Here is a 22,818-nt window from a genome sequence, read left to right on the forward strand (position 1 = left end):
GGGGTGCTCAGGCCGCGGCGTCGGACTTCGGCGCGTTCACGTCGGCCGGCAGCGCCGCCTTCGCGACCTGGACCAGCGCGGAGAACGCGGCCGGGTCGTTCACCGCCAGGTCGGCGAGGATCTTCCGGTCGACCTCGACCTCGGCCAGCCGCAGACCCTGGATGAACCGGTTGTAGGTCAGGTCCTCGGCGCGGACCGCGGCGTTGATCCGCTGGATCCACAGCTTGCGGAAGTCGCCCTTGCGCGCCTTGCGGTCCCGGTAGGCGTAGACGAGCGAGTGGGTGACCTGCTCCTTGGCCTTGCGGTACAGCCGCGAGCGCTGGCCGCGGTAGCCGCTGGCCTGCTCGAGTACGACCCGGCGCTTCTTGTGGGCGTTGACTGCCCGCTTCACGCGTGCCATGAGGTGTTACTCCTTGTATTTCTGCGCCGGAGAGAGATGGTGCCCCCTCGGCGGGGGTGTTCGGGGGAAAGGAACGGGTGCCGAATCTCCAGCACTCAGAGGCCGAGAAGCTTCTTGGCCTTCTTCACGTGCGACGGCGCGACCTCGACGGTGCCGGACAGGCGACGCTTGCGCTTGGTCGGCTTCGCCTCGGCGAGGTGGCGCTTACCGGTCTGCTCGCGGCGCAGCTTGCCCGAGCCCGTGATCCGGACGCGCTTCTTCATCCCCGAGTGGGTCTTCATCTTCGGCATGGCTGTTGTGCTCCTGATTGTCTTTCGTTGACTCGATCGTCGGTTGACGGTGCTCCGGCAGCAGCATCGCGGCCGGCCGGAGCTGTTCGTCACTCCGGGTCGAGGTTGTCTGCCGGACCCTTCGGCTTCTTCGTGGCGCCGGCGGCGCGCTCGGCCTCGTGCGCCTGAGCCTGCTCGGCGCGCTCGGCGCGCTCCGCCTGCTCCTCGGCCTCACGCTCGGCCTTCTTCTTCGCCTTGTCGGCTTCCACGTCCACGCGCGCCTCGGACTTCTTCTTGTGCGGCCCGAGCACCATGATCATGTTCCGGCCGTCCTGCCGCGGCGAGGACTCGACGAAGCCGAGCTCGCTCACGTCCTCGGCCAGCCGCTGCAGCAACCGGAAGCCGAGCTCCGGCCGCGACTGCTCGCGGCCGCGGAACATGATGGTGATCTTGACCTTGTCCCCGGCACGCAGGAACCGGACGACGTGACCCTTCTTGGTCTCGTAGTCGTGCGGGTCGATCTTCGGCCGCAGCTTCATCTCTTTGATGACCGTGTTGGACTGGTTCCGGCGGGACTCGCGCGCCTTCTGCGCGGTCTCGTACTTGTACTTGCCGAAATCCATCAGCTTGCAGACCGGAGGCCTGGCGGTCGCCGCGACCTCGACCAGGTCGAGATCTGCCTCCTGTGCCAGCCGAAGTGCGTCCTCGATCCGGACGATGCCTACCTGCTCACCGTTCGGTCCGACCAGTCGCACCTCGGGAACGCGGATGCGCTCGTTGACGCGCAGTTCAATGGTGATGGGTCCTCCTGGGTTGTGCTCGATTCCGTGCCACCTCGCGACCGCCGCGGACCTTCGGCTTCACCTCGCCGGAAAACGACGAAGGCCCTCGTGCGATCACACGAAGGCCCAATTCCCAGATCGACGACCCACCGTCCCTCGCGGGAGGTACGCCGTACGATCGCCTCGGCACCCGGATGGCTCCGGAACCTCGGCGTGACCGGGACCCGCCGACTGTTCATCGACTGGGTGGGAGGTGGCCCTCCGCTTTGACCAGAACCGCTGGCAGCCCGCGAGTATTCCACTCAGGGGTCACCACCGGACCAGGTCGGTCGCCGTGCAAGAGTAGCAGCATGACCGACGAACTCTCCACTCCGCCGTCCGACCCGATGTCCACGGTGTCCCGCGACATCGCCGACGTACCCAGTGTGGAGATCATCTCGACCGCCGCCCTGCACCTGATGAGCGCCGCCGCGGTCAACCTCGGCCTGGCCGAGGACCTCCCCGAGCACAAGGACCTGGACGAGGCCCGCTCCCTCATCGACGCCCTCGCCGGCCTGCTCGACGCCGCCGCCCCCTCCCTCGGCCACCACCACGCCGCACCGCTGCGCGACGGCCTCCGCTCCCTCCAGCTCGCCTTCAAGGAGGCGTCCACCATCCCCGACGAACCCGGCCAAGCCCCCGGGGAGAAGTACACCGGTCCCGTCCACCCCACCGCGGCACGCAGGTAGTCCTCCCGCGCTGCGCCGGTGGCGGCCGCGGGTGCGGTCGCGGTCAGGCGGTGCGGGTGTTCGGGGGGTCGGCGGGGACGGATTCGTCGTCGACGTACTCGAGCAGGTCGCCGGGCTGGCAGTCGAGGACCCGGCACATGGCTTCGAGGGTGCTGAAGCGGACCGCCTTGGCGCGGCCGTTCTTGAGGACGGCGACGTTCGCGGGGGTGAGCCCGATCTTCTCCGCGAACTCGCCGACGCCCATCTTGCGCTTCGCGAGCTCGACGTCGATGCGCACCACGATCGGCATCAGATCACCGCTTCCATGTCGGTCCGCAGCGTCGTCGCCTGCCGCAGCAGGGCGCGCATGACCACCATCAGCAGGACCAGTACGCCGCCGACGAGAACCATCCCGAACATCAGGATCGGCAGCCCGGGGTCGTCGGCCAGGAAACCGAGGTACAGGAACACCCCGAGGAACAGCACCCAGCCGACGCCGAGCGACCAGATGATCGCGTCCACCCACGCGAACGCCTCCTCGCTGAAGATGCGGTCGGAGGCGACCAGGGTCAGGAGTTTCCAGGTGCAGACGATGACGACCTGGATGCAGAGCAGCTCGAGGATCGACCAGACGGTCAGCGGCCAGCGCAGGTACGCCAGCTCAGGCTCCTCCTTCGCCATGTGCGCGAACTGCCCCGGCATGCTCATCACCTGCGCCACCACCAGCCCCGCGAACAACATCACCAACAGCACCCGCAGCGGCACCACGACCCGGTTCACCAAGTTCATGCATCGACTATCAACCGCCATCTATCGAAAGTCAATCGACCCCGCCGACCAGCCCGGCGCGATGAGCCGGAGGGCGGGCGGAGCACGCGTGGGGTGATCAGGTTTTGACTGCGCCTTCCTCGACGCCTTTGAAGAAGAAGCGTTGGAGGGTGGCGAAGACGATGACGATCGGGATGAAGGCGATCATCGTGCCGGCGGCGATCAGGCGGGGGTTGTTGCTGAAGGTGCCGGACAGGTACTGCAGGCCGACCGTCAGCGTGTACTTGTCCGGGTCGGTGAGCACGATCAGCGGCCAGAGGAAGTCGTCCCAGGCGCCGATGAAGGCGAAGATCGCGACCACGCTGATCGTCCCGCGCACCGACGGCAGGCCGATGTACACGAACCGCTGCCACGCGTTCGCGCCGTCCACGATCGCGGCGTGGTCGACCTCGACTGGCAACGACCGGAACGCGTTGTACATCAGCAGCACGTTCAGCGCCCCGATCATGCCCGGCAGCGCGACCCCGAACAGCGTGTTCGCCAGGCCGAACTCCCGCACCGTGACGTACTGCGAGATGATCGTCACCTCACCCGGCAGCACCAGCGTGGCCAGGAACAGCCCGAGCACCAGCCGGCGCCCGCGGAACTGCAGCCGCGACAACGCGAACCCCGCCAGCGACGCCCCGATGACGTTGCCGCCGACAACCAGTACGGCGACCACGAGCGAGTTCTTCGCGTAGTCCCAGACCGGGATCGTGTCGGCCACCGCGCCGTAGTGCTCGAACGTCGGCTCGGCCGGCAGCAGCCGCGGGATCCGGGTGTAGATGTCCTCCCCCGATCCCTTCAGCGAGGTGGACAGCTGCCACAGGAACGGCCCGATCGTGATCAGCAGGACGAACACCAGGAGCACGTACCGGAGCACCTTCTCCCGGGTGGAGATGGTGTTGAAGCCGAAGGATCCACGCCGGCGGGCGGGCGGCGTACCCGGAGCTTCCACAACCGCCGGCCGCGCCGGATCGGTGACCAGACTCATGCTTCGGCTCCCCGGCGGTTGAGGCGGGCCAGGACCAGCATCGGTACGACGGTGACGAAGAACAGCACGATGGACAGCGCCGACGCGTACCCGAGATTGCCCTCGAATCCCTGGCTGTACTGCTGGATCAGCATGACGACCGAGTTGTCCCGGCCGCCCGGACCACCCTTGCCGCCGGTGAGGATGAACAGCTCGGAGAAGACCCGCAACGCCGACACCGAGATCAGGATCGAGATCAGGATCATCGTCCCGCGTACGCCGGGCACCGTGATGTGCACGAACCGCCGGAAAGTCCCGGCGCCGTCGACCGCGGCCGCCTCGTGCAGCTCGCGGCCGACGTTCCCGAGGGCGGCGAGGTAGATGATCATGTAGTACCCGAGCCCCTTCCAGATCGTCAGACTGATGGCGCTCAGCAGCAACAGCCACTGGTCGGACAGGAACGGCAGCGGCCCGGAGATCACGCCGAGCTTCTCGGCCAGGCCGTTGACCAGACCACGATCGTCCAGGATCCACTGCCAGATCAGCGCGACCACGACGGCCGAGGCGACCACCGGCGTGTAGAACGCGGTCCGGAAGAACGTGATCCCGGGCAGCTTCTTCTCCACGAGTACGGCGAGCAGCAGCGGGAGGATCGTGAGGAACGGCAGGCACACCACCATGTAGATCACGCTGTTCAGCAACGCCCAGCGCAGCTGCTCGTCCTGCAGCAGGGTCTCGAAGTTCTTCAGCCCGACGAACGTCCCACCACCGAGCGGCTTGGCGTTGGTGAACGACAGGATGACGGTGTTGACGGACGGCCAGAGGTTGAAGACCAGCAACCACGTGAGTGCCGGGATCACCAGCACCCACGGGGTGAACCAGCGTTGATACCGCATCACTGGGTGAGTAGCTGGTTGGCCTTCGCCACCGCGGCGTCGAGGGCCTGCTGCGACGAGATCTTGCCGGAGATCGCGAGCGAGATCTGCTGGCCGATGAAGTCGTTGGTCGCGCCGCTGATCACCGGCGGCTGCAGCACCTTGGCCTTGGCCAGCGACTCGAACGCGAGCACCTTCGCGTCACTCTCCGGCGTACCGTCGCTCTTCGAGAAGTACGGGTCCTCGGCGGACGCCTTGGTGGACGGGAAGATGTTCACGATCTTCGCGAACGCGGCCTGGTTCTCGGCGTTGGTGACGAACCGGGCCAGCGCGATCGCGGCCGCCTGGTTCTTGGTCTTGGCCGACACCGACAGGCCCTGGACGTACAGCGGCGGGGTGTCCAGCGCGGGCGACGGGACGATCTTGCCCTTCAGCGACGGGTTGTCCTTGACGAAGTCCTGGATCGCGTTGCCGCCGCCGGTCGTCCAGGCGACCTTGCTCTGGGTGAAGAGCTTGGAGTTGCCCAGGTACTCCTGGGTCAGGATGTCGCGCGGCAGGTAGCCGGCCTTGTACGCGTCGCGGTACTTGTCCAGCAGCGCGGCGGCCTCGGGGGTGTTGAAGACGAACTTCTTGCCGTCGTCGGAGAGGATCTTGACGCCCGCGTTGGTGAAGTCGCCGATGCCGGGCAGCCGGCTCATCAGGTACTCCTTGCCGCCGGTCTTGTCGTGCATCACCTTGGCGGCCGCGAGCAGCTCGTCGAACGTCTTCGGCGGGTTCTTCACGTCCAGCCCGGCCGCGGCGAACTTGTCGGCGTTCCAGTAGTCGATGTCGGTGTTCAGGTACCACGGGTAGCCGAACGTCCCGTTCATCCCCTGGTACTGGTACGCCTGCACGCCGCCTTCGACGTACTCCTCCTTGATCTTCGGGTCCGCGGCGCCGACGTCGAGGAGCAGGTTCTGCTTGGCCAGCGAGAGCGCGAAGTCCGGCGGCAGGTTGGTCACGTCGGGGAGCTGACCCGCCGAGGCCTGGCTGAGCACCTTCTTGTCGTAGCCGTCGCCCGGCTGGTCCAGCCAGGTGACCTTGGTGCCCGGGTACTTCGCCTCGAACGCCTTGATCACGCCTTCGACGTACGCGGTGAACTTCGGCTTCAGCGCCCAGGTCTGGAAGCTGACCTCACCGGTCACCTGCGCGTTGGCGTCGACGGTCGGCGTGGCGCCGCTGCCGGAGTCCTCGGCCGATCCGAGGCCGCAACCAGCGAGGGAGAGAGCCGCGGCGGCCAGGACTGCCACCACTGCCGGACGACGTCTACGCATGGAATCTCCTGGGTTTGATAAACCGGTATAGCTCCTGCACTATCCGGGATCGTAGAATCCGCTGTCAAGGGTTCCCAGAGACCCGGTGAAGGATGGTGGACGTGGCGAGACCGACGATCGCGGACATCGCGCAGCGGGCCGGGGTGTCCAAGGGCGCGGTGTCGTTCGCGCTGAACGGGCGGCCCGGGGTGAGCGACGCGACCCGGGAACGGATCCTGCGGATCGCCGAGCAGATGAGCTGGCGGCCGCACAGTGCCGCCCGCGCGCTCGGCGCCTCCCGGGTGGATTCGGTGGGCATGGTGATCGCCCGGCCGGCCCGCACCCTCGGCGTCGAGCCGTTCTTCGCCCACCTGCTGTCCGGCGTGCAGTCGGGGCTGTCCGCGGAGTCGATCTCGCTGCAGTTGCTGATCGTCGAGGACAGCGCGGCCGAGATCGAGGTGTACCGCCGATGGGCCTCGGAGCACCGGGTGGACGGCGTCATCCTGGTCGACCTGACCGTGAAGGACCCGCGGATCGACGAGCTGAAGGCGCTCGAGTTGCCGGCCGTGGTGATTGGCGGTCGTGGCGGCAAGGGCGCGCTGCCGTCGGTCTGGGCCGACGACCGCGAGGCGATGCTGTCGATCGTGGAGTACCTGGCCGCCCTCGGGCACCGCCGGATCGCCCACATCGCCGGTACGCCGAACTTCCAGCACACCCAGCGCCGGATCCGGGCCGTCCGCGACGCCGCCCCGCGGCTGGGCCTGGTCGACGCGCCGTCGCTGACCACGGACTTCAGCGACGCCGAAGGCGCCGCGATCACCCGCAAACTGCTGTCCCAGCCGCAACGGCCGACCGCGATCGTGTACGACAGCGACGTGATGGCCGTGGCCGGGCTCGGCGTCGCGATGGAGATGGGTGTCTCGGTGCCCGGCGACCTGTCGATCGTGGCGTTCGACGACTCGATCCTCACCCAGCTGATGCATCCGGCGCTGACCGCACTCTCGCGCGACACCTTCGAGTTCGGCCGGCAGGCCGCCGAGGTGCTGCTGGAGGTCATCGCCGACCCCGGCCAGGTGCTCAACCGCCGCAGCCCGGACCCGATCCTGACGGTCCGCGAGTCGACCGCTCCCCCGCCCTGAGTTGCCGCGGTCTCCTAAACCGATTTAGCATCGTCCGCATGCTCTCGGATCCCGTCTCGCCGCGGTTCGGCGCGAACTACGTCCCCTCGGCCGGCTGGTTCTACAGCTGGCTGGACTACGACGGCGCGGCGGTCCGGCGGGACTTCGCCGACCTGGCCGGGCTCGGCCTGGACCACGTCCGGGTGTTCCCGGTCTGGCCGTGGATCCAGCCGAACCGGGCGATCATCCGGGAGCGCGCGATCGCGGACCTGCTGGACACCGTCGACGCCGCCGCCGAGCACGGCCTCACCGTCGCGGTCGACCTGATCCAGGGCCACCTGTCCAGCTTCGACTTCCTGCCGTCGTGGGCGCTCACCTGGCACAAGGCCAGCCTGTTCGAGGATCCGGCGGTCCGGGACGGCCTGACGGCGTACGTCGACACCGTGGCGCGCGCGGTCGCCGCGAAGCCGAACGTCTTCGCGATCACCCTCGGGAACGAGGTGAACAACCTCTGGCCGGACAGCCCGACCAGCTTCGAGACCTCGACCGCCTGGGCGCAGGACCTGCTGACCACGGTCAAGAAGGCGGCTCCCGACGTACTGGCGTTGCACTCGGTGTTCGACGACGCCTGGTACCGGGCGGACCATCCGTTCCATCCGGCGGACGTGGTGGAGCTGGGGGATCTGAGCACTGTCCACTCCTGGGTGTTCAACGGGGTCTCCAGGGTGGACGGTCCGCTCGGGCCGGCGACGCTCAGCCATGCGGACTACCTGGTGGAGTTGGCCGCGGCGACGTCGCTGGACCCGGCGCGGCCGGTGTGGCTGCAGGAGATCGGCGTACCCGGGCCGGACATCCCGGACGAGCTCCAGGCCAAGTTCACCCGGCGGACGCTCGAGTTGGTGCTGCCAAACCCGGCGTTGTGGGGTGTCACCTGGTGGTCGTCGCACGACATCGACCGGCGGCTGCTGGACTTCCCGGACCGGGAGTACGACCTCGGACTGTTCACCGTGGATCATCAGCGCAAGCCGGCCGCGCAGGCGTTGGCCGACGTCATCGCCGACGTCCGCGCGCACGGCGTACCAGCGCAGGAAGCGACCACACTGACCGCGCCGGTCAACCTGCGTACGGAACCGGAGCGCCGTCCGGAAGTTGCCCCTGGCAGCGAGTTCCACCTGCAGTGGGTGGCCGCGCGAGCCGACCGTCCGGTCCGGATCGCCTTACCCGATTAGCGTCTCGATGCCGTCCAGGATGCGGGTGAGGCCGAAGTCCAGGTCGTCGTCGACCTCGTCCTCGTACTCCTGGTTGGTGTACAGCGCGGCCACCTGCTCGAGCCCGGCCTCCTGAAGCCGAGGCACCAGGAACGCCCCGACCGCCGGCGCCTGCACGGGTACGTCGACGTTGGCGGTCAACTCACGCACCATGGCCGAATAGCTGCGGGCGTACCCGGACAGCAGCACCGCACACCCGAGCGCATCGTGCTGACTGAGTGACGTCTCCGCCAGCACCCGCAGCAACACCTCCAGCCAGTGCAGCTGGTTCGGCGTCGCCGGCGCCCCCTGGATCGGTACGTCGAGCAGCCACGGGCGCTCGGCGTACCGGTCGACCGAGGCCCGCACCCAGGCGTCCGCACCGGCCCGCCACCCGTCGGTCTCGAGGATCGACCCGGGTGGCCGGCCGACGGCCTTGTCCTGGACCAGCACGATCAACTCGTCCTTGGACCGGACGTAGCGGTACATCGCGTTGGTGGTGACGCCCAACCGCGCCGCGATCCGCTGCAGCGAGATGGCTTCGAACCCGTGCCGGTCGCCGAACTCGATCCCGGTGTCGACGATCTGTTCGACCGACAAGGCCGGCTTCGGCCCACGGCGCTGCACCGGCTGCACACCCCACGACAGGGCGAGCCCGGGCGGCAGTTCCCCGTGGTCGTCGGTCATGGCTCCCATCCTCGCGTACGCCGGCCGGCAGGGGTGTTAGCACCACCTGGAAACGGGTTCTGACCACCCCGCGCCGGAACTGTGCAATCCCTACGCTTTTCAGCAGACGACCTCACGAAAGCAGGTACTCCTGATGAACACCATCCTCGACCCGCTGTTGTTGCCGGACCACGTGGAGCTCTCCGACACGGACCGCCGGGCGGCGTCCGCCAAGCTCGAGAGCGCCGTACGGCAGGGAACCCTCACGCCGCCGCAGTCACTGGACCGGCACGACCTCCTGGACGCCGCCCAGACCCGCGGCGAGCTCCGCCAGGTCTTCGCCGGCGTCGACGACGCACTCCCGCCGCGGAGCCTCACCGTGGCACTCCGGGCGACGACCGCCGTCTGGCTGATCAGCTGCGTGGTGCAGTTCGCCGTCTGGCTGTCACTGGCCTTCTTCGGCCACTTCGACTGGCCGTGGTGGCTGTACTCCGACATCGGTCTCGGCCTGGTGGTCGGCATCCTCTGGTGGATGCACGAGTCGTACCACCGCAAGAACGCGGTGCTGCGTCAGTTGACCGGCTCGATCCACCCGTAAGTGCCGTCCTCGAGGCGGACCACCTGGAGACCGGCGGCGAGACGCCGTACGTCGTCGGTCTCGATCACCCCGACCGCCGGGCCGGCCACGTCCAGCACGATCGCCGCCGCACCCTCCTGGATCGCGGCGGTCGCCACCAGCTGTGACTGGGCCGGCATCGGGCGGGCGTCCGCGCTCCACCGGGCCAGGCTCTCGGTGCCGGTGAACGCCAGCAGCGCGTTGCGGCCGTCCTGGCCCTGGAGCAGCGCGACCGCCATGTCCGACGTCTTGTCGTGCGCCAGCCCGTTCTCGTCGTACTCGACCTCGCCGAGCATGGCCACCACCGGCACCAGCAGCCGGGCCTTCGTCAGCGCGGCCAGCATCGCGCCATGGTCGCCCGCCGCGAGCGCCGCCGCCAGCGCCGGGTCGGCCGAACCGTCGTCGTTGTCGAAGCCGGTGAAGGCCAGCCGGCGTTCTGGTTGCATGCCGTCGATTCTGCCTGCGGACCGCCACGCCATCACAATCGCCCCCGCCCCGGCCCGCCAGGCTCGGCCCGGCGCCGCCCGGCCTGTTGTGATGGCCTGGGGGTCCGGTTCAGGGTGGTGTCAGGGCTCTTCCCCTCTTGGATCGGGCGCTGACTGTGCGAGCCTGGGTGTGTGCCTGACTTCAACGATCTGACGCTGCTGCCGTTCTGTGTGGGCCTCACGCTGCTCGGCCTGATCGGCTCGTGGGCCGCCTGGCGGCGCCGCGGGGCGGCGGCCGGCACCCGTGGCGTGGCCTGGTCCCTGTTGCCGGTCTCGCTGTACCTGACCGGCCTGCTCGAGCTGGTCTGGGACGTGGTGCGCTCGTCGGTGAGCTGGGTCACCCACCTGATCTTCTCGCCCACGGTGTGGGCCGGGGTCGCGCTGTTCGGCGTCTCGGTCGTGCTGTACGTCGTCTCGGGTGTGGCCCGGGGCCGGGGCGGGAACCGGGCGCCCAAGGAGAAGGCACAGTCGAAGCCCGGGGGCGAGCTGACCGCGACGGGTCCCGAGCCCGCGTCGGCCGCTACCGGAAAAGCTGCCAAGCCCGCCAGGGGGTCGAAGGCGAAGCAGCAGGAATCGTCGGAGTTCGACGAGATCGAGGACATCTTGAAGCGCCATGGAATCAACTGAGACGAACGACATCGCCCCGCTCACCATCGACTCCCTGCTGGACCACGTCCAGGCCGCCCCGCCCCGTCTCGGCGCCACCCGGCTGATCGGCATCGACGGACCGGCCGGCTCCGGCAAGTCCACGCTCGCGGCGCACGTCGCCGCCCGGGCCGAAGCCCGCGGGCTGCTCACCCGGGTCATCCACATGGACGACCTGTACGACGGCTGGGCGGGCGCCGTCCGCGGATTCGGGCTGCTGCGCGACCACGTGCTGCAGCGGATCGCCGACGGCCGCGAAGGACGGTACCGGCGCTACGACTGGCACGCCGGCGCGTACGCCGAGCTCCATGTCGTGCCGGTGACGGTCGAGCTGCTGATCGTCGAAGGAGTCACCTCGTGCGACCGCGACGTCGATCACTGGCAGTCGCTCCGGCTGTGGATCGAGACGTCGAACGAGGTGCGGCTGGAGCGTGGGATCGCCCGCGACGGCGAGGCTTTGCGCGACCACTGGCTCGAGTGGATGCGGTGGGAACGCGACCACTTCGCCGAGCAGGCGACCCGCTCCCGGGCGCACGTGATCGTCGACGGCGATCCGTCGGTCCCGCACGACCCGGCGCTCGAGCTGGTCACGAAGTCGGTGGCGTTGCCTCCGCACGACTCGGCGGCTTCCTGACCAGGATCAGCCGAGCCCGCGGGTGGTGCGTCCATTCGCCGGCCGGCGCCGCGGCGACGTACCGCTGCCTGAGCTCGGCGATGTAGGCGTCGCCGCGCGCGAGGGCGAGGGCTCGCATCGGTCCGGCGCGATCGGCGGCGTCGAAGTACGTCGCCGCGTCCGGGTGGGTCATCGGGAAGTCGACGAACTCGTCCCTCTCGACCGTCCCGGCGTCCAGCGCGCCGACGAGGCGGTCCTCCCAGGAGGAGTCGCTCCGGTCGCCGATCACCTTGGCCAGCAGGGCGAACGGCCCGTCGTCCTCGGTCTTCCCGGGCCAGTAGACGACGCACATCCGTCCGCCCGGTGCCAGCGCGTCCACCCACGAGCGCAGCGCCGCCTCGGGATCGGGCAATTGCTGCAACCCGAAGACCGACACGACGGCTGCGCAGGCGCCCGACCACCGCGGATCGAGGGTGCCGGCATCACCTTGGACGACCTCGACATCGGCGGACCCGAGCCGGGCGGCCCGCTCCCGGGCCCGGCGAACCATGCCGGCCGACAGATCGATCCCGGCGATCGCCCGTGCCGGGAATCGCTCGACCAGCAACTCGAGCTCGGGAAACGTGCCGCAACAGGGCACCAGAATCGGCCCGTCCGACAGCTGTGCGGTCCGTGAGCCGGACGTGAGGGAGTCGACGGCTGTCCGCACCCACGGCGCGAAGCGCGGCACGAAGTACTCCTCGTAGCCGTCCGCCGCCTCGTCCCAGCCTTGGGCCACCCGCGCCAGGCGCTCGTCGGTCATCAGGGCGTCTCCTCGGCGAGGGCCGCCAGCCGGCGGCGCAGGTGGTCTCGTTCGGGTTCACTGCCGGCCAGCGCGAGCGCCTGCCGGTACGCCGCCGTTGCCTCGGGCAACCGCCCTAGCCGGTGCAGCAGGTCGGCCCGGGCCAGCACGTACGGGTGGTACTCGCGCAGCCGCGGCTCGGCGGCCAGGCCGTCGAGCAGCGCCAGTCCGGCCTCGGCCCCGTCCCGCATCGCGATCGCGGCCGCCCGGTTGAGCTCCACCACCGGCGACGGGTCCATCGCGATCAGGACGTCGTACAGCGCGACGATCTGCGGCCAGTCGGTGCCAGAAACGTCCGGGGCCTCGTCGTGCAACGCGGCGATCGCGGCCTGGACGCCGTACGGGCCGGCCGGGCCGCCGGTCAGCGACGCCACCACCAGCTCGCTTCCCTCGTTGATCAGGTCGCGGTCCCAGAGCGTGCGGTCCTGGTCGTCGAGCAGAACCAGCGAGCCGTCCGCCCCCGTGCGGGCGTCCCGGCGGGCGTGGATCAGCAGCATCAGCGCGAGCAGACCGGCGACCTCGCGCTCGTCCGGGAGCAGCCGCCGCAGGATCCGGGCCAGCCGGATCGCCTCCTCGGCGAGGTCGAGTCGCTGCAGGAACGGCCCCGAGCTCGCGGCGTACCCCTCGGTGAAGACGGAGTAGATCACCTGCAGCACGCCCGGCAGCCGCTCGGGCAGCTCGTCCGGGCCGGGGACGCGGAACGGGATCCGCGCCTCCTTGATCTTCTTCTTCGCGCGGACGATCCGCTTGCCCACCGTCGCGGTCGGCACCAGGAACGCCCGGGCCACTTCCGGCGTGGTCAGCCCGGCCAGGCACCGGAGCGTGAGCGCGCCGCGATCCTCGGCCGCGAGCGCCGGATGCGAGCAGGTGAAGAACAGTTGCAACCGCTCGTCCGGAAGTTCGTCGCCCACGGCCGGCGGCCCGGCCCGGTCGGCCTCGACCTGCAGTACGGCGAGCTTGGCGGCGTACACCTGGTCGCGGCGCAGCCGGTCGACCGCCTTCCGCCGGGCCGTGGTCATCAGCCAGGCACCCGGGTTCGGCGGTACGCCGTCGGCCGGCCACTTCACCAGCGCCGCCTCGATCGCCTCCGACGCCACCTCCTCGGCGAGGTCGAGGTCACCGAACCGCCGGGCGAGCGCGGCCAGCAACCGCCCGCGCTCCTCCCGGAACACCGCCTCGACCTCCGCGTGCATGGCGGCTCAGGCCCCCGGGAACTCGGCGACCGGCCGGACGTCGATCGACCCGCCGCCGCGGGAGCCCGGGCACTTGGCCGCCCACTCGAGCGCGACGTCGAGGTCGGGTACGTCGATCACGTAGTACCCGCCGAGCACCTCGCGGGTCTCCGCGAACGGCCCGTCGGTCACGGTGCGCTTGCCGTCGTTGGCGACCTGGACCCGGGTCGAGGTGACCAGGTCGGCCAGCGACTCGGACGAGACCACGACCCCGGCGTCCTGGATCTCCTTGTCGAACCGCATCCAGTCCTCCGGCTCACACCCGACCGCGCCGCCGCTCTGGTCGAGCTCACCGGCGTTGATCAGCAGCATGTACTTCATCTCGGTACCTCCCGTTGGCGTGTGTACAGCATCTCTACGAACGGGTCAGTCCCCGATGGACACCACGGTCGCAGAAAGTTTGTGAGGATGGAGGGCATGAGCACACAGGTTCTGCCGTCCGGGGAACAGTGGGAACTCAGTGCGGGCGAGTGGTCCGCGACCGTGGTGAGCGTCGGCGGCGGTCTGCGCGGCGTCTCGCACGGCGGGCGCCAGGTCGTGCTCGGGTACGCCGAGGACCAGGCGGCGTACGCCGGGATCGGGCAGCACCTGATCCCGTGGCCGAACCGGATCACCGACGGGAAGTACACGTTCGAGGGTGTCGACGAGCAACTCGACCTGAGCGAGCCGGACCGGCAGAACGCGATCCACGGCCTCACCCGCTGGGCGAACTGGGAGCGCGTCGACGACGGCACCGACCCGGCCGTGGTCGAGGCCGGCCACCGGCTGCACGGCGCGCCCGGGTACCCGCACCAGCTCGATCTGCGCCTGCGATACCATCTCGCCGACGGCCTCACCGTGACCGCCACCGCGACCAACGTCGGCACGAGCGATGCGCCGTACGGGTACGGGATGCATCCGTACCTGAGCGTCGGCCGGGTGATCGACGACTGCGTGCTCGAGTTCCGTGCGGCCGAGTGGCTGGAGGTGTCGCCGGAGCGGATGACGCCGATCGGGCTGTCGCCGATCCACGACTCGCCGTACGACTTCAGCTCCGCGCGGACGATCGGAGAGGTGGAGATCGACAACGCCTTCACCGGACTCGGCGGGGCCTCCTGGTCGGTGACGCTGACCGACCCGGACACCGGCCATCGCGCGATGCTGACCAGCGACACGCCGTGGATGCAGCTCTACACCGGCGGCGCGGTCGACCGTACGGCGCTCGCCGTCGAGCCGATGACGTGCCCGCCGAACGCGTTCATCACCGGGCAGAACCTGGTGGTCCTGAAGCCCGGGGAATCGCACCGCACTACGTTCCGGGTGTCGGTCTAGGTCCGGCGCCCTGGGAGCGGGCGACCGCGGCCAGCTGCCTGGCCGCCTTGCTGGCCCGGGCACCCTCGGCGGCCTGGACCGCGAGGATCCCGAGACGGTTGCCGTCCGCATCGAACAGCTGCAGCCAGGCGTCCCCCGGCCGGAATCGCAGCGCGGTCACCTCGGACCACGACAGCGTGTACGACTTGAAGACGTTGCGCACGTACAGCCGGTCCGGGTACGCCGACACCCGCAGCGTCGTCATCCGGTAGAGGATCCACAGGATCACGCCGAAGAACGCCAGCAACGTCAGCCGCTGGAACCAGCTGAACGTGTCCCGGGCGTCCTCCGACAGCCGGAACCAGATCACCCCGAACACCACGATCAGCGACAGCCCCATCCCGCCGGACATCACCGCGACGATCCGCGGGTGGAAGGTGTACAGGCGGTCGCCCCTCATGTCAGATCCGGCAGGCGTGGATGTCGGTGGTGAGGATGGCACGCGCGCCCACCTCCCACAGCTGGTCCATGATCCGCTGGGCGTCGGCCCGCTGCACCATCACCCGGACGGCGACCCAGCCCTGGCGGTGCAGCGGCGACACCGTCGGCGACTCGAGCCCCGGCGCGACCGCGGTGGCGGCGTCGACCTGCTCGGCGCGGATGTCGTAGTCCATCATCACGTAGTTCCGGGCGATCAGGACGCCTTCCAGCCGGCGGACCAGCTGCTGCAGGCCGTTCGGCGGGGTCTCGACGCCGTGCCGCTTGATCAGCACCGCCTCGGACTTCAGGATCGGGTCGCCGAACACTTCGAGCCCGGCCTGGCGCAGCGTCGTACCGGTCTCGACGACGTCGGCGATCACGTCCGCGACGCCGAGCTGGACGGCCGTCTCGACCGCGCCGTCGAGCCGGACCACCGCGGCGTCGATCCCGTGCTCGGCCAGGTGGTCCTGCAGCACCCCGGCGTACGAGGTGGCGATCCGCTTGCCGGCCAGGTCCTTGATCGAGGCCGCGGCCCCGGGCCGGCCGGCGAACCGGAAGGTGGACCCGCCGAAGCCGAGCTCCATGATCACCTCGGCGTCGGCGTGCGAGTCGAGCACCAGGTCACGGCCGGAGATGCCGACGTCCAGGGTGCCCTCGCCGACGTACACGGCGATGTCGCGGGGGCGCAGGTAGTAGAACTCGACCTCGTTCGCGGCGTCGGTGAGCGCGAGGTCCTTGGCGGTCCGGCGCTGCTTGTAGCCGGCCTCGGTGAGGATTTCGATGGCGGCCTCGCTCAGCGAGCCCTTGTTCGGTACTGCGACGCGCAGCATGACGACTGCCCTTTCTCGGGGGGTGAACCGGTGTCTGCGGAGGCGTGCCTACAGATGTCGGTACACGTCGTCGAGATCCAGGCCGAGCGCGTGCATCATCACCTGCGCGTGGTAGAGCAGCTGGGACAGCTCCTCGGCGGCCCGCTCCTTGCTCTCGTGCTCGGCGGCCATCCAGGACTCGGCGGCCTCCTCGACCAGCTTCTTGCCGATCGCGTGCACGCCGGCGTCCAGCGCCGCCACGGTCCCGGATCCCTCCGGCCGCGTCAGCGCCTTCTCTCCCAGCTCGGCAAACAGTTCCTCGAAGGTCTTCATCGCGCGCCCAGCCTAGATGCCCGGCGAAGGCGGCCGCCGCTCAGGTCCGCCTACCGGGACCTCGTGGCGGTGAGTGAGCGTCGACGTACCAGGTGTGGTTCTCGGCGAGCAGGCGTTTGACCATCGCGTGGTCGATCGTGTCGGTGTCGGCCCGCAGGTGGAACGGCGGCGGGTAGAACGCGTCGCCCAGGAGGATCACCCCGGAGTCGGTCGCGACCAGCGAGTCGGACGCGTGCTTCCCGCCGACATGACGCAGTACGACGCCCGTCGGCAGCGTCAGCGTGTCGTCGAAGGTCAGGTCCGGCAGGACGATCCGGAAGTCGGTCCAGTCGCAGACGGCGAGGGCACGGGCCCGGAAGGACGGGCCGAGCCGCGGGTTCGCCTCGACCTGGTCGCGAAGGTAGCGGTGGCTCCACGGGCGCTCGGCCTCGGCGGTGAGAAGCTCGACCGCGGACGAGTGCGCGACCACGGTCACGTCGGGCCAGGCGGACGCTCCCCAGACGTGGTCCCAGTGGTGGTGTGTGTAGACCAGCCAGCGAGGCGTGGGCAGTCCGGCTTCGGCGATCGCCGCCTGGACGGTGCGGGCGTGCTCCGGACTGTTGCCGGCGTCGATAAGGACACTCCCCCGGTCGTCGGCGATCACCGCGACCGACGGCCTGACCGCGTCGGCGTCGGGATCGTGCGGGTAGAGCCACACCCGGACGTTCAGCTGTTCCAGCACGTGGCCGACGATAGCTGTCATGCAGACACCCCGGAGAGTCCGCGACCTCGGCGTGGTCGTCGGCGCGCTGTCGACCGGCCCGCTCAACGCGATCACCGACGTACCCGGGGTCCGGGTCGGTCAGACCACGATCTCCGCGGGCGAACTGCAGACCGGCGTGACCGCGATCGTGCCGGACTGGTACGCCGAGGGCCTGCCGGCCGCGGTTGCGGTCGGCAACGGGTACGGAAAGCTCGTCGGCTCCACGCAGGTGGACGAGCTCGGGGTGATCGAGACGCCCGTTCTGCTGACCGGCACGCTGAGCGTCTTCCGGGTCGCCGACGCACTCCTCACCTGGCTGCTGGACCGAGACCCGCGCGCGACCAGCCTCAATCCGGTCGTCGGCGAGACCAACGACGGCCACCTGTCCGACATCCGCCGCCGTCCGATCACCCCCGACCACGTCCACGCGGCGCTCGACTCCGCGTCTGCGGACCGTCCGGCCGAGGGCTGCGTCGGTGCGGGCACCGGCACCACCGCCCTCGGCTTCAAAGCAGGCATCGGTACGTCGTCCCGCGTGGTCGGGTCGGGGACGGTCGGGGCGTTGGTGCAGGCGAACTTCTCGGGGACGTTGACCGTCCTCGGCCGACCGGTCCCGGCGACGCCGATCGATGCCGACGGCAACTCCTGCATGATCGTCGTCGCGACCGACCTCCCGCTGGACGCGCGCCAACTCGGCCGGGTCGCGCGGCGGGCGGTGTTCGGGATGGGCAGGGTCGGCTCCGATTTCTCCCCTGGCAGTGGCGACTACGCCATCGCCTTCACCACGAACCGCTCCCCCGGCTCCGCCTTCGCCGACCGGGAGCTCAAGCCTGTCTTCCAAGCCACCATGGACTCCGTCGAGGAGGCCCTACTCAACTCCCTGACCATGGCAACAACCACCACCGGACACCGCGGCCGGACCGCCCGAGCCGTCCCCCACGACCTCATCCGCCTGGCATAGTCACCCGAGGCTCATGTACGACACTCCGGCGGACCTCCGCCACCTGCTGACTCGCGGCTTCCGGCGGGGTCACCTGGCTCGGGATCTCAGGACCCGGTGATCCTGAGTCCGGTCAGTAAGCGATGCCGACGGGCCGGTCCACGAGGGCCGGATCGTCGAGCGCCGCGAGCATCAGGTGGGCGACGTCGGCACGGGAGATGACGTAGCCGCGGGCCACCGTGCCGCCCACGACCGTGCGGTACTTCCCGGTCAGCGACCCGTTGGTGAGCTTGGGCGGCCGCACGATCGTCCAGTCGGCCGAACTCTTCGCGATGTCCGCTTCCATCGCGCCCAGATCGGCGTACGTGTCGGCGAGCACGGCGTTGATGAACGGCAGCAGCACCCGGCGGTTGAGGAAACCCTCGTCCGGCGCCTCCGGCCCGACCGGCGCCGCGCTGACGGCGACGAAACGTCGTACGCCGGTCTCCGACAGCGCCACCAGGATCGAACGAGTGCTGCCGGACGCGACCGGACCGTCCTTGCGGCGCCGCGGTCCGACACCGGAGATGACCGCGTCGCTCCCGTCCACCGCCTCGAGCAACGGCCCGGCCTCGGTCAGTCCGGGCACCCGGTACACCTCGAGCGACGGATCCTCGACCGGGTACGACGACGCCGCGCGAACCACCGCGGTCACCTTGTGCCCCGCTGCCAGCGCCTGCTGGACGACGTGTCCGCCGATCCCGCCGGTCGCCCCGAACACCGTGATCTTCATGCCGGCTCCTCCGTCGTGCGCTACCGTGAAGTCTCTTCTGTAACTCATATAGTACGGAAATCATAATATATGAAACAGACACAAAAGGGTGACCCGCGTCACCGCCGACGGACCGGCAACGAGATCAAGGCCGCGCTCCGCGACCTGCGGATCCAGCTCGCCCTGCTGAACCACCAGGTCGGCGGCAAGCTGGCACTCAAGGACGTCGACCTCGACTGCCTCGACGTCCTGGCCCGGAGCGGACCACTGACCCCGAGCGCGCTGGCGCGGCAGGCCGGGCTGCACCCGGCCACGCTGACCGGCATCCTGGATCGACTGGAGAAGGCGGGCTGGATCGCCCGGGACCGGGCGCCCGGCGACCGGCGCAGCGTGACGATCCGGGTGCTGCCCGACCGGGGCATGGAGGTGTTCCGGCTCTACCAGCCGATGATCGGCGCGGTGGACGAGGTCCTTGACGGCTACACCCAGGACGAGCTCGACCTGATCGCCGACTTCCTCCGGCGCAGCACCGAAGCCGGCCGGACCGCGAACGACAAGCTGGGTCAGGACTCGTAGAGGTCGAGCACTGTCCGGGCGAGGTTCGCGAGCTCGGCGCGGAGCTCTGGCGGTTCAAGGACCTCGAGGGCGTTGCCGAAGCGGCAGAGGGACGCGGCCGCGTTGCCGACCGACTCGATCGGGATCGTGACCACGACCGACCCGTCCTCCGCGGGCTCGGCCGCGGCGACCGCCTTCACCAGGGTCGGGAACGACACGTCGTGCATCCGCGCCGCCATCCGGGCAGACACGCGGACGACGGCCTCGGCGGTGAAGCGGGTGTGGTCGAAGTCGGCCAGGCGCTCCTGCCAGAACCCGGCGAGGTCGAAGTCCGGCGACCGGTCGAACACCTCGTCGGTCGGAGTCAGTTCCAGGATGCTCGCGACCCGGTACGTCCGCATCCCGCCGGCGGTGGCGGCGACGACGTACCAGGCACCGTTCTTGAGGACGAGGCCGTGCGGCTCGAGCACCCGCTCGACCTCGCGCGGTGCCTCCCAGCGCCGGTAGAGCACTCTGATCCGGCGGTCGTGCAGGACCGCATCGGCGACCGCGGAGAGGTGTGGCGAGTTCTCGGCGTCCTGGTACCAGGCGGGCAGGTCGAGGTGGAAGCGGTTCTTCAGCCGCCCGGCCCGGTCGCGCTGGTCCGGGGCGAGTGCCGCGAGCAACTTCAGCTCGGCCGCGCTCGTCTCCGCGGTCATCCCGAGCGCCGCGGCCGGTCCCGGCATGCCGACCAGGAACAACGCGGCCGCCTCCTGCTCGGTCAGTCCGGTCAGGCGGGTGCGGTAGCCCTCGACCAGCCGATAACCGCCGGCGCGCCCCTGATCGGCGTACACCGGTACGCCGGCCGCGGCCAGCGCCTCCACGTCCCGGTAGATCGTCCGCAGCGACACCTCCAACTCGTCGGCGAGCTCGCGCGCGGTCAGCTGCCTGCGGGTCTGCAGCAACAGCAGGATCGACAGCAGCCGGCTCGAACGCATGTCCCGAGGTTAGCCCGGAACACTGCCACTCGCTGTCAGGTATCGATCGGATGCTGGCTGGATGACGACATGGACCAAGGTGACCGGCGACTTCGACTTCCTCAACGGGTACTTCGATGTCCGGCACCGAACCCTGAAGCAGGTCTTCGCCGGGTGCGACGAGTGGAACGAGTTCGAGGGGACGACGACCGCGCGGACGCACTTCGACGGTGCGATCAGCATCGACGAGATGCGGTTCCCGACCCAGCAGCGGTACGGGATGTCGGTGCGGCTGTTCGACCCGGTCGAGCGGGAGTGGCGCATCTGGTGGATCGACGGCCGGACGATGAAGCTCTACCCGCCGGTGCGCGGCCGCTGGTCGGAGGACGGTACATCCTGCTGGCTGGTCGGCGACGAGGAGGAAGTCGACGGCGAGAAGGTCATGGTCAGCTACCAGTGGTCCGGCATCACCGAGCGGACCGCGCACTGGGAGCAGTGCTACTCCAACGACGGCGGCCAGACCTGGGAGCTCAACTGGGTGATGGACTTCACCCGCCGGGACACTCCTCCGCCGCCGCTCGACGTACCGAAGCTCACCGGCGATTTCGACTTTTTGGTCGGTCGCTGGGACATGCAGAACAGCCGACGCCGGCCGGCGCTGGGTGAGGACGCGGAGTGGTACGAGATGCGGTCCGAGATGGCAGTCACGACGTACTTCGACGGCGCGGTCAGCTTCGACGAGGGCTGGTTCCCGACCGAGGGCTTCCGCGGCGCGACCCTGCGGATCTACGACCCCTCGTCCGAGACGTGGGCGATCCACTGGATCAACAGCCTCCGCGGGCAGTTGGAGACCCCGGTCATCGGCTCGTTCGGCGACGACGGCATCGGCATCTTCGAAGGCCCGGACGAGTGGGAGGGTACGCCGATCGACGTCCGCTTCACCTGGACACCTGGCACCGACAAGGCCGCCTGGGAACAGTCCTTCTCCACCGACGGCGGCCGCACCTGGACCCCCAACTGGAAGATGCAACACACGAGAATCGGCTAGTCCGCCGCCCTCTCCTGGCCTGCGTTTTGGGGAGGATCTTGCCCCCAGGACGGGCGACGATTCTCCCCGAACCTGCTCGAGAGCGCGGAGACGAGCGGGGGGACGTCAGTGGATCGGCTCGGCGACCTCGTCGTACTTGCGGGATCGCGCCACCAGGAGGTGGAGCGTCAGGGTGAGGCCGAGTACGGCGGCGGCCACCACCAGCAGGCCGGACGGGGGTGCGCCGGCTGCGAGGGTGATGCCGCCGAGGCCGCCGCCCAGGGCGACGCCGAGTGAGATGGCGCTGCCGTTGAGCGCCATCACGATCGCCGCCGAGTCCGGCGCGAAGGACGCGAGCCGCGCTTGCTGCGGTACGGCGGCGCCGCCGTTGCCGATGCCCGCGGTAAAGAACCAGATCAGGCCCGCCACGCCCAGCACCGCACCGACCGGGACGAACCGGAACACGAACGCCCCGAGGACCGCGTCCACCAACAGGCCGGCCAGGACGATCGTCAGCACCCGCAGCGGGGTGAACCGGTCCGCCAGCCGCCCGGTGACCGCGTTGCCCAGCATGCTGGCCAAGCCGTAGCCGAACATGATCAGGATCATCATCCACTCGGCCGGGAACGCCGGCCGCAGGATCAGCGTGGCGTAGGTGAAGCAGGTGTAGCTGCTGCAGAGGATGCCGGTCGTGACCAGCAGCCCGGCGATCAGCCGAGGCTGCCCGAGCGGGCGGAGGCGCTCGGCGAGGGTCGCGGACGGCAGATGCAACCGCGGCAACTTCAGCAAGATGCCGGCCAGCGCGATCGTGCCCACCACCGCGACCAGGAGCATCGGGAATCGCCAACTCGACTGCCCGAGCAACAGGCCGACCGGCACACCGAGCGCCGTCGCCGCCATCCACCCGCCGAGCACGAACGACAACGCCTTGCCGTGATCCTTCACCGGCGTCAGCGCGATCACGTAGCCGGTGACAGCGGCGTTCAACAGGCACGCGCCGAGCGCCGCGACGATCCGCCCGCCGAGCGCGATCGCGTAGTTGGTCGCGAGTCCGACGATCAGGTTGCCCAGCACGAACACGCCGAGCGACCAGGCGATCGTACGACGCCGTTCCCAGCGGCTCGTCGCCGTACTGAGCAGCGGTGCCGCGACCGCGGACGTCAGCGCGAACGCCGACACCAGCTGCCCCGCCGCGGCTTCGACAACTCGCAGGTCACCGGCGATCGCGGGCAGCAGGCCGGCCAGCACGTACCCGTCGATCCCGGTGGAGAACGTCGCCACCGCAAGCCAGATCAGCGGTCGGTAGTTCATCGCACCTCGCCAGCCTTAACGTTTAACCCCTCCGGCAATCAGCCGATCTTAGGTGC

At 69.6% G+C, this 22,818-nt stretch carries 30 protein-coding genes; 10 read left to right on the forward strand and 20 right to left on the reverse strand.

Annotated elements, in window-relative coordinates; genetic code table 11:
* Positions 1 to 7: 7 nt before the first annotated feature.
* From rplT to infC, 3 genes are all read right to left on the reverse strand, one after another.
* On the reverse strand, positions 8 to 400 hold the full coding sequence (gene rplT, locus ACQPYZ_RS26105) for a 50S ribosomal protein L20 (protein WP_131367113.1): 393 nt from the start codon (positions 398 to 400) through the stop codon (positions 8 to 10).
* Positions 401 to 495: 95 nt separating this feature from the next.
* Positions 496 to 690 carry a 50S ribosomal protein L35 gene (gene rpmI / locus ACQPYZ_RS26110; protein WP_132207807.1) on the reverse strand — a complete coding sequence of 65 codons (195 nt, stop codon included), beginning with the start codon at positions 688 to 690 and terminating at the stop codon, positions 496 to 498.
* Positions 691 to 779: 89 nt separating this feature from the next.
* On the reverse strand, positions 780 to 1,493 hold the full coding sequence (infC, locus tag ACQPYZ_RS26115; protein ID WP_433169761.1) for a translation initiation factor IF-3: 714 nt from the start codon (positions 1,491 to 1,493) through the stop codon (positions 780 to 782).
* Between the two features lie 308 nt (positions 1,494 to 1,801).
* Between infC and ACQPYZ_RS26120 the strand changes: the two genes are divergently transcribed.
* Complete coding sequence (locus tag ACQPYZ_RS26120; protein ID WP_433160721.1) at positions 1,802 to 2,179, forward strand: DUF1844 domain-containing protein; 378 nt, start codon at positions 1,802 to 1,804, stop codon at positions 2,177 to 2,179.
* Between the two features lie 43 nt (positions 2,180 to 2,222).
* Here ACQPYZ_RS26120 and ACQPYZ_RS26125 read toward each other — a convergent pair whose 3' ends face one another.
* The 5 genes from ACQPYZ_RS26125 to ACQPYZ_RS26145 form a co-directional block, all read right to left on the reverse strand.
* The gene (locus tag ACQPYZ_RS26125; RefSeq protein WP_433160723.1) at positions 2,223 to 2,468 is read right to left on the reverse strand and encodes a helix-turn-helix domain-containing protein; all 246 of its coding nucleotides are present in this window, start codon (positions 2,466 to 2,468) and stop codon (positions 2,223 to 2,225) included.
* Entirely contained in the window at positions 2,468 to 2,947 is a 480-nt protein-coding gene (locus ACQPYZ_RS26130) for a DUF2975 domain-containing protein (protein WP_433160725.1), read from the reverse strand. Before ACQPYZ_RS26130 ends, ACQPYZ_RS26125 begins: the two co-directional genes overlap by 1 nt.
* Positions 2,948 to 3,044: 97 nt before the next feature.
* Complete coding sequence (locus ACQPYZ_RS26135; protein ID WP_433160727.1) at positions 3,045 to 3,959, reverse strand: carbohydrate ABC transporter permease; 915 nt, start codon at positions 3,957 to 3,959, stop codon at positions 3,045 to 3,047.
* The gene (locus ACQPYZ_RS26140; protein ID WP_433160729.1) at positions 3,956 to 4,834 is read right to left on the reverse strand and encodes a carbohydrate ABC transporter permease; all 879 of its coding nucleotides are present in this window, start codon (positions 4,832 to 4,834) and stop codon (positions 3,956 to 3,958) included. The genes ACQPYZ_RS26135 and ACQPYZ_RS26140 overlap by 4 nt, the downstream gene beginning before the upstream one ends.
* Complete coding sequence (locus ACQPYZ_RS26145; protein WP_433160731.1) at positions 4,834 to 6,126, reverse strand: ABC transporter substrate-binding protein; 1,293 nt, start codon at positions 6,124 to 6,126, stop codon at positions 4,834 to 4,836. Before ACQPYZ_RS26145 ends, ACQPYZ_RS26140 begins: the two co-directional genes overlap by 1 nt.
* A gap of 101 nt (positions 6,127 to 6,227) precedes the next feature.
* On the opposite strand from ACQPYZ_RS26145, the gene ACQPYZ_RS26150 reads away from it, so the two are divergent.
* Positions 6,228 to 7,244: a LacI family DNA-binding transcriptional regulator gene (locus ACQPYZ_RS26150; RefSeq protein ID WP_433160733.1), complete on the forward strand. Its 1,017-nt coding sequence runs from the start codon at positions 6,228 to 6,230 to the stop codon at positions 7,242 to 7,244.
* A 38-nt stretch (positions 7,245 to 7,282) separates the two neighbouring features.
* A complete protein-coding gene (locus ACQPYZ_RS26155; RefSeq protein ID WP_433160735.1) occupies positions 7,283 to 8,452 on the forward strand; it encodes a glycoside hydrolase 5 family protein in 1,170 nt (389 codons plus the stop codon).
* Here ACQPYZ_RS26155 and ACQPYZ_RS26160 read toward each other — a convergent pair.
* A complete protein-coding gene (locus ACQPYZ_RS26160) occupies positions 8,441 to 9,157 on the reverse strand; it encodes a TetR/AcrR family transcriptional regulator (RefSeq protein WP_433160737.1) in 717 nt (238 codons plus the stop codon). The genes ACQPYZ_RS26155 and ACQPYZ_RS26160 overlap by 12 nt on opposite strands.
* A 133-nt stretch (positions 9,158 to 9,290) precedes the next feature.
* On the opposite strand from ACQPYZ_RS26160, the gene ACQPYZ_RS26165 reads away from it, so the two are divergent.
* Positions 9,291 to 9,734 carry a DUF1707 SHOCT-like domain-containing protein gene (locus ACQPYZ_RS26165; protein WP_433160738.1) on the forward strand — a complete coding sequence of 148 codons (444 nt, stop codon included), beginning with the start codon at positions 9,291 to 9,293 and terminating at the stop codon, positions 9,732 to 9,734.
* Here the strand turns inward: ACQPYZ_RS26165 and ACQPYZ_RS26170 are convergent.
* A complete protein-coding gene (locus ACQPYZ_RS26170) occupies positions 9,707 to 10,198 on the reverse strand; it encodes an SseB family protein (protein WP_433160740.1) in 492 nt (163 codons plus the stop codon). The genes ACQPYZ_RS26165 and ACQPYZ_RS26170 overlap by 28 nt on opposite strands.
* Positions 10,199 to 10,369: 171 nt before the next feature.
* Here ACQPYZ_RS26170 and ACQPYZ_RS26175 point away from each other — a divergent pair, with 171 nt between their 5' ends.
* Both ACQPYZ_RS26175 and ACQPYZ_RS26180 read left to right on the forward strand, forming a co-directional pair.
* Positions 10,370 to 10,864, forward strand: a complete 495-nt coding sequence (locus ACQPYZ_RS26175; protein ID WP_433160741.1) for a hypothetical protein — start codon at positions 10,370 to 10,372, stop codon at positions 10,862 to 10,864.
* Positions 10,851 to 11,516, forward strand: coding sequence for a uridine kinase family protein (locus ACQPYZ_RS26180; RefSeq protein ID WP_433160743.1), 666 nt, complete (start codon positions 10,851 to 10,853; stop codon positions 11,514 to 11,516). The genes ACQPYZ_RS26175 and ACQPYZ_RS26180 overlap by 14 nt, the downstream gene beginning before the upstream one ends.
* On the opposite strand, the gene ACQPYZ_RS26185 is transcribed toward ACQPYZ_RS26180, so the two are convergent.
* Genes ACQPYZ_RS26185 through ACQPYZ_RS26195 form a run of 3 tightly spaced genes read right to left on the reverse strand, consistent with a single transcriptional unit; the run spans position 11,470 to position 13,889 of the window.
* A complete protein-coding gene (locus tag ACQPYZ_RS26185) occupies positions 11,470 to 12,297 on the reverse strand; it encodes a class I SAM-dependent methyltransferase (RefSeq protein ID WP_433160744.1) in 828 nt (275 codons plus the stop codon). The genes ACQPYZ_RS26180 and ACQPYZ_RS26185 overlap by 47 nt on opposite strands.
* A complete protein-coding gene (locus ACQPYZ_RS26190) occupies positions 12,297 to 13,529 on the reverse strand; it encodes an RNA polymerase sigma factor (protein WP_433160745.1) in 1,233 nt (410 codons plus the stop codon). Before ACQPYZ_RS26190 ends, ACQPYZ_RS26185 begins: the two co-directional genes overlap by 1 nt.
* Before the next feature lie 6 nt (positions 13,530 to 13,535).
* Positions 13,536 to 13,889: a YciI family protein gene (locus tag ACQPYZ_RS26195; RefSeq protein WP_433160747.1), complete on the reverse strand. Its 354-nt coding sequence runs from the start codon at positions 13,887 to 13,889 to the stop codon at positions 13,536 to 13,538.
* 96 nt (positions 13,890 to 13,985) lie between these two features.
* Here ACQPYZ_RS26195 and ACQPYZ_RS26200 point away from each other — a divergent pair, with 96 nt between their 5' ends.
* Positions 13,986 to 14,879 (forward strand): aldose 1-epimerase family protein, encoded by an 894-nt coding sequence (locus tag ACQPYZ_RS26200; protein ID WP_433160749.1) that lies wholly within the window; start codon positions 13,986 to 13,988, stop codon positions 14,877 to 14,879.
* Here the strand turns inward: ACQPYZ_RS26200 and ACQPYZ_RS26205 are convergent.
* Genes ACQPYZ_RS26205 through ACQPYZ_RS26220 form a run of 4 tightly spaced genes read right to left on the reverse strand, consistent with a single transcriptional unit; the run spans position 14,857 to position 17,222 of the window.
* On the reverse strand, positions 14,857 to 15,318 hold the full coding sequence (locus ACQPYZ_RS26205; protein ID WP_433160750.1) for a PH domain-containing protein: 462 nt from the start codon (positions 15,316 to 15,318) through the stop codon (positions 14,857 to 14,859). The two genes, ACQPYZ_RS26200 and ACQPYZ_RS26205, sit on opposite strands and share 23 nt — an antisense overlap.
* 1 nt (position 15,319) lies before the next feature.
* Entirely contained in the window at positions 15,320 to 16,168 is an 849-nt protein-coding gene (gene hisG, locus ACQPYZ_RS26210; RefSeq protein WP_433160752.1) for an ATP phosphoribosyltransferase, read from the reverse strand.
* Positions 16,169 to 16,216: 48 nt separating this feature from the next.
* A complete protein-coding gene (locus ACQPYZ_RS26215; protein ID WP_337011548.1) occupies positions 16,217 to 16,480 on the reverse strand; it encodes a phosphoribosyl-ATP diphosphatase in 264 nt (87 codons plus the stop codon).
* A 40-nt stretch (positions 16,481 to 16,520) separates the two neighbouring features.
* Positions 16,521 to 17,222, reverse strand: coding sequence for an MBL fold metallo-hydrolase (locus ACQPYZ_RS26220; protein WP_433160753.1), 702 nt, complete (start codon positions 17,220 to 17,222; stop codon positions 16,521 to 16,523).
* On the opposite strand from ACQPYZ_RS26220, the gene ACQPYZ_RS26225 reads away from it, so the two are divergent.
* Entirely contained in the window at positions 17,221 to 18,183 is a 963-nt protein-coding gene (locus ACQPYZ_RS26225) for a P1 family peptidase (RefSeq protein WP_433160755.1), read from the forward strand. The genes ACQPYZ_RS26220 and ACQPYZ_RS26225 overlap by 2 nt on opposite strands.
* 112 nt (positions 18,184 to 18,295) lie before the next feature.
* Here ACQPYZ_RS26225 and ACQPYZ_RS26230 read toward each other — a convergent pair whose 3' ends face one another.
* Positions 18,296 to 18,934, reverse strand: a complete 639-nt coding sequence (locus ACQPYZ_RS26230) for an NAD(P)-dependent oxidoreductase (protein WP_433160757.1) — start codon at positions 18,932 to 18,934, stop codon at positions 18,296 to 18,298.
* Positions 18,935 to 19,003: 69 nt separating this feature from the next.
* Here ACQPYZ_RS26230 and ACQPYZ_RS26235 point away from each other — a divergent pair, with 69 nt between their 5' ends.
* Positions 19,004 to 19,489: a MarR family transcriptional regulator gene (locus ACQPYZ_RS26235; RefSeq protein WP_433160759.1), complete on the forward strand. Its 486-nt coding sequence runs from the start codon at positions 19,004 to 19,006 to the stop codon at positions 19,487 to 19,489.
* Here ACQPYZ_RS26235 and ACQPYZ_RS26240 read toward each other — a convergent pair.
* The gene (locus ACQPYZ_RS26240; protein WP_433160760.1) at positions 19,477 to 20,445 is read right to left on the reverse strand and encodes a helix-turn-helix transcriptional regulator; all 969 of its coding nucleotides are present in this window, start codon (positions 20,443 to 20,445) and stop codon (positions 19,477 to 19,479) included. The two genes, ACQPYZ_RS26235 and ACQPYZ_RS26240, sit on opposite strands and share 13 nt — an antisense overlap.
* 61 nt (positions 20,446 to 20,506) lie before the next feature.
* Between ACQPYZ_RS26240 and ACQPYZ_RS26245 the strand changes: the two genes are divergently transcribed.
* Complete coding sequence (locus ACQPYZ_RS26245) at positions 20,507 to 21,472, forward strand: hypothetical protein (protein WP_433160762.1); 966 nt, start codon at positions 20,507 to 20,509, stop codon at positions 21,470 to 21,472.
* Between the two features lie 105 nt (positions 21,473 to 21,577).
* On the opposite strand, the gene ACQPYZ_RS26250 is transcribed toward ACQPYZ_RS26245, so the two are convergent.
* Positions 21,578 to 22,762 carry an MFS transporter gene (locus tag ACQPYZ_RS26250; protein ID WP_433160764.1) on the reverse strand — a complete coding sequence of 395 codons (1,185 nt, stop codon included), beginning with the start codon at positions 22,760 to 22,762 and terminating at the stop codon, positions 21,578 to 21,580.
* Between the last annotated feature and the right edge of the window lie 56 nt (positions 22,763 to 22,818).

This window comes from Kribbella sp. CA-247076, from assembly GCF_050942445.1.
Classification (GTDB): domain Bacteria; phylum Actinomycetota; class Actinomycetes; order Propionibacteriales; family Kribbellaceae; genus Kribbella.

Bases quoted from the DNA above. Each gene is read 5' to 3' on its own strand.
- rplT (WP_131367113.1), bottom strand. From the start codon at position 400: ATGGCACGCGTGAAGCGGGCAGTCAACGCCCACAAGAAGCGCCGGGTC.
- rpmI (WP_132207807.1), bottom strand. From the start codon at position 690: ATGCCGAAGATGAAGACCCACTCGGGGATGAAGAAGCGCGTCCGGATC.
- ACQPYZ_RS26120 (WP_433160721.1), top strand. From the start codon at position 1,802: ATGACCGACGAACTCTCCACTCCGCCGTCCGACCCGATGTCCACGGTG.
- ACQPYZ_RS26125 (WP_433160723.1), bottom strand. From the start codon at position 2,468: ATGCCGATCGTGGTGCGCATCGACGTCGAGCTCGCGAAGCGCAAGATG.
- ACQPYZ_RS26130 (WP_433160725.1), bottom strand. From the start codon at position 2,947: ATGAACTTGGTGAACCGGGTCGTGGTGCCGCTGCGGGTGCTGTTGGTG.
- ACQPYZ_RS26135 (WP_433160727.1), bottom strand. From the start codon at position 3,959: ATGAGTCTGGTCACCGATCCGGCGCGGCCGGCGGTTGTGGAAGCTCCG.
- ACQPYZ_RS26140 (WP_433160729.1), bottom strand. From the start codon at position 4,834: ATGCGGTATCAACGCTGGTTCACCCCGTGGGTGCTGGTGATCCCGGCA.
- ACQPYZ_RS26145 (WP_433160731.1), bottom strand. From the start codon at position 6,126: ATGCGTAGACGTCGTCCGGCAGTGGTGGCAGTCCTGGCCGCCGCGGCT.
- ACQPYZ_RS26155 (WP_433160735.1), top strand. From the start codon at position 7,283: ATGCTCTCGGATCCCGTCTCGCCGCGGTTCGGCGCGAACTACGTCCCC.
- ACQPYZ_RS26160 (WP_433160737.1), bottom strand. From the start codon at position 9,157: ATGACCGACGACCACGGGGAACTGCCGCCCGGGCTCGCCCTGTCGTGG.
- ACQPYZ_RS26165 (WP_433160738.1), top strand. From the start codon at position 9,291: ATGAACACCATCCTCGACCCGCTGTTGTTGCCGGACCACGTGGAGCTC.
- ACQPYZ_RS26170 (WP_433160740.1), bottom strand. From the start codon at position 10,198: ATGCAACCAGAACGCCGGCTGGCCTTCACCGGCTTCGACAACGACGAC.
- ACQPYZ_RS26180 (WP_433160743.1), top strand. From the start codon at position 10,851: ATGGAATCAACTGAGACGAACGACATCGCCCCGCTCACCATCGACTCC.
- ACQPYZ_RS26185 (WP_433160744.1), bottom strand. From the start codon at position 12,297: ATGACCGACGAGCGCCTGGCGCGGGTGGCCCAAGGCTGGGACGAGGCG.
- ACQPYZ_RS26190 (WP_433160745.1), bottom strand. From the start codon at position 13,529: ATGCACGCGGAGGTCGAGGCGGTGTTCCGGGAGGAGCGCGGGCGGTTG.
- ACQPYZ_RS26195 (WP_433160747.1), bottom strand. From the start codon at position 13,889: ATGAAGTACATGCTGCTGATCAACGCCGGTGAGCTCGACCAGAGCGGC.
- ACQPYZ_RS26200 (WP_433160749.1), top strand. From the start codon at position 13,986: ATGAGCACACAGGTTCTGCCGTCCGGGGAACAGTGGGAACTCAGTGCG.
- ACQPYZ_RS26205 (WP_433160750.1), bottom strand. From the start codon at position 15,318: ATGAGGGGCGACCGCCTGTACACCTTCCACCCGCGGATCGTCGCGGTG.
- hisG (WP_433160752.1), bottom strand. From the start codon at position 16,168: ATGCTGCGCGTCGCAGTACCGAACAAGGGCTCGCTGAGCGAGGCCGCC.
- ACQPYZ_RS26215 (WP_337011548.1), bottom strand. From the start codon at position 16,480: ATGAAGACCTTCGAGGAACTGTTTGCCGAGCTGGGAGAGAAGGCGCTG.
- ACQPYZ_RS26225 (WP_433160755.1), top strand. From the start codon at position 17,221: ATGCAGACACCCCGGAGAGTCCGCGACCTCGGCGTGGTCGTCGGCGCG.
- ACQPYZ_RS26220 (WP_433160753.1), bottom strand. From the start codon at position 17,222: ATGACAGCTATCGTCGGCCACGTGCTGGAACAGCTGAACGTCCGGGTG.
- ACQPYZ_RS26230 (WP_433160757.1), bottom strand. From the start codon at position 18,934: ATGAAGATCACGGTGTTCGGGGCGACCGGCGGGATCGGCGGACACGTC.
- ACQPYZ_RS26235 (WP_433160759.1), top strand. From the start codon at position 19,004: ATGAAACAGACACAAAAGGGTGACCCGCGTCACCGCCGACGGACCGGC.
- ACQPYZ_RS26240 (WP_433160760.1), bottom strand. From the start codon at position 20,445: ATGCGTTCGAGCCGGCTGCTGTCGATCCTGCTGTTGCTGCAGACCCGC.
- ACQPYZ_RS26245 (WP_433160762.1), top strand. From the start codon at position 20,507: ATGACGACATGGACCAAGGTGACCGGCGACTTCGACTTCCTCAACGGG.
- ACQPYZ_RS26250 (WP_433160764.1), bottom strand. From the start codon at position 22,762: ATGAACTACCGACCGCTGATCTGGCTTGCGGTGGCGACGTTCTCCACC.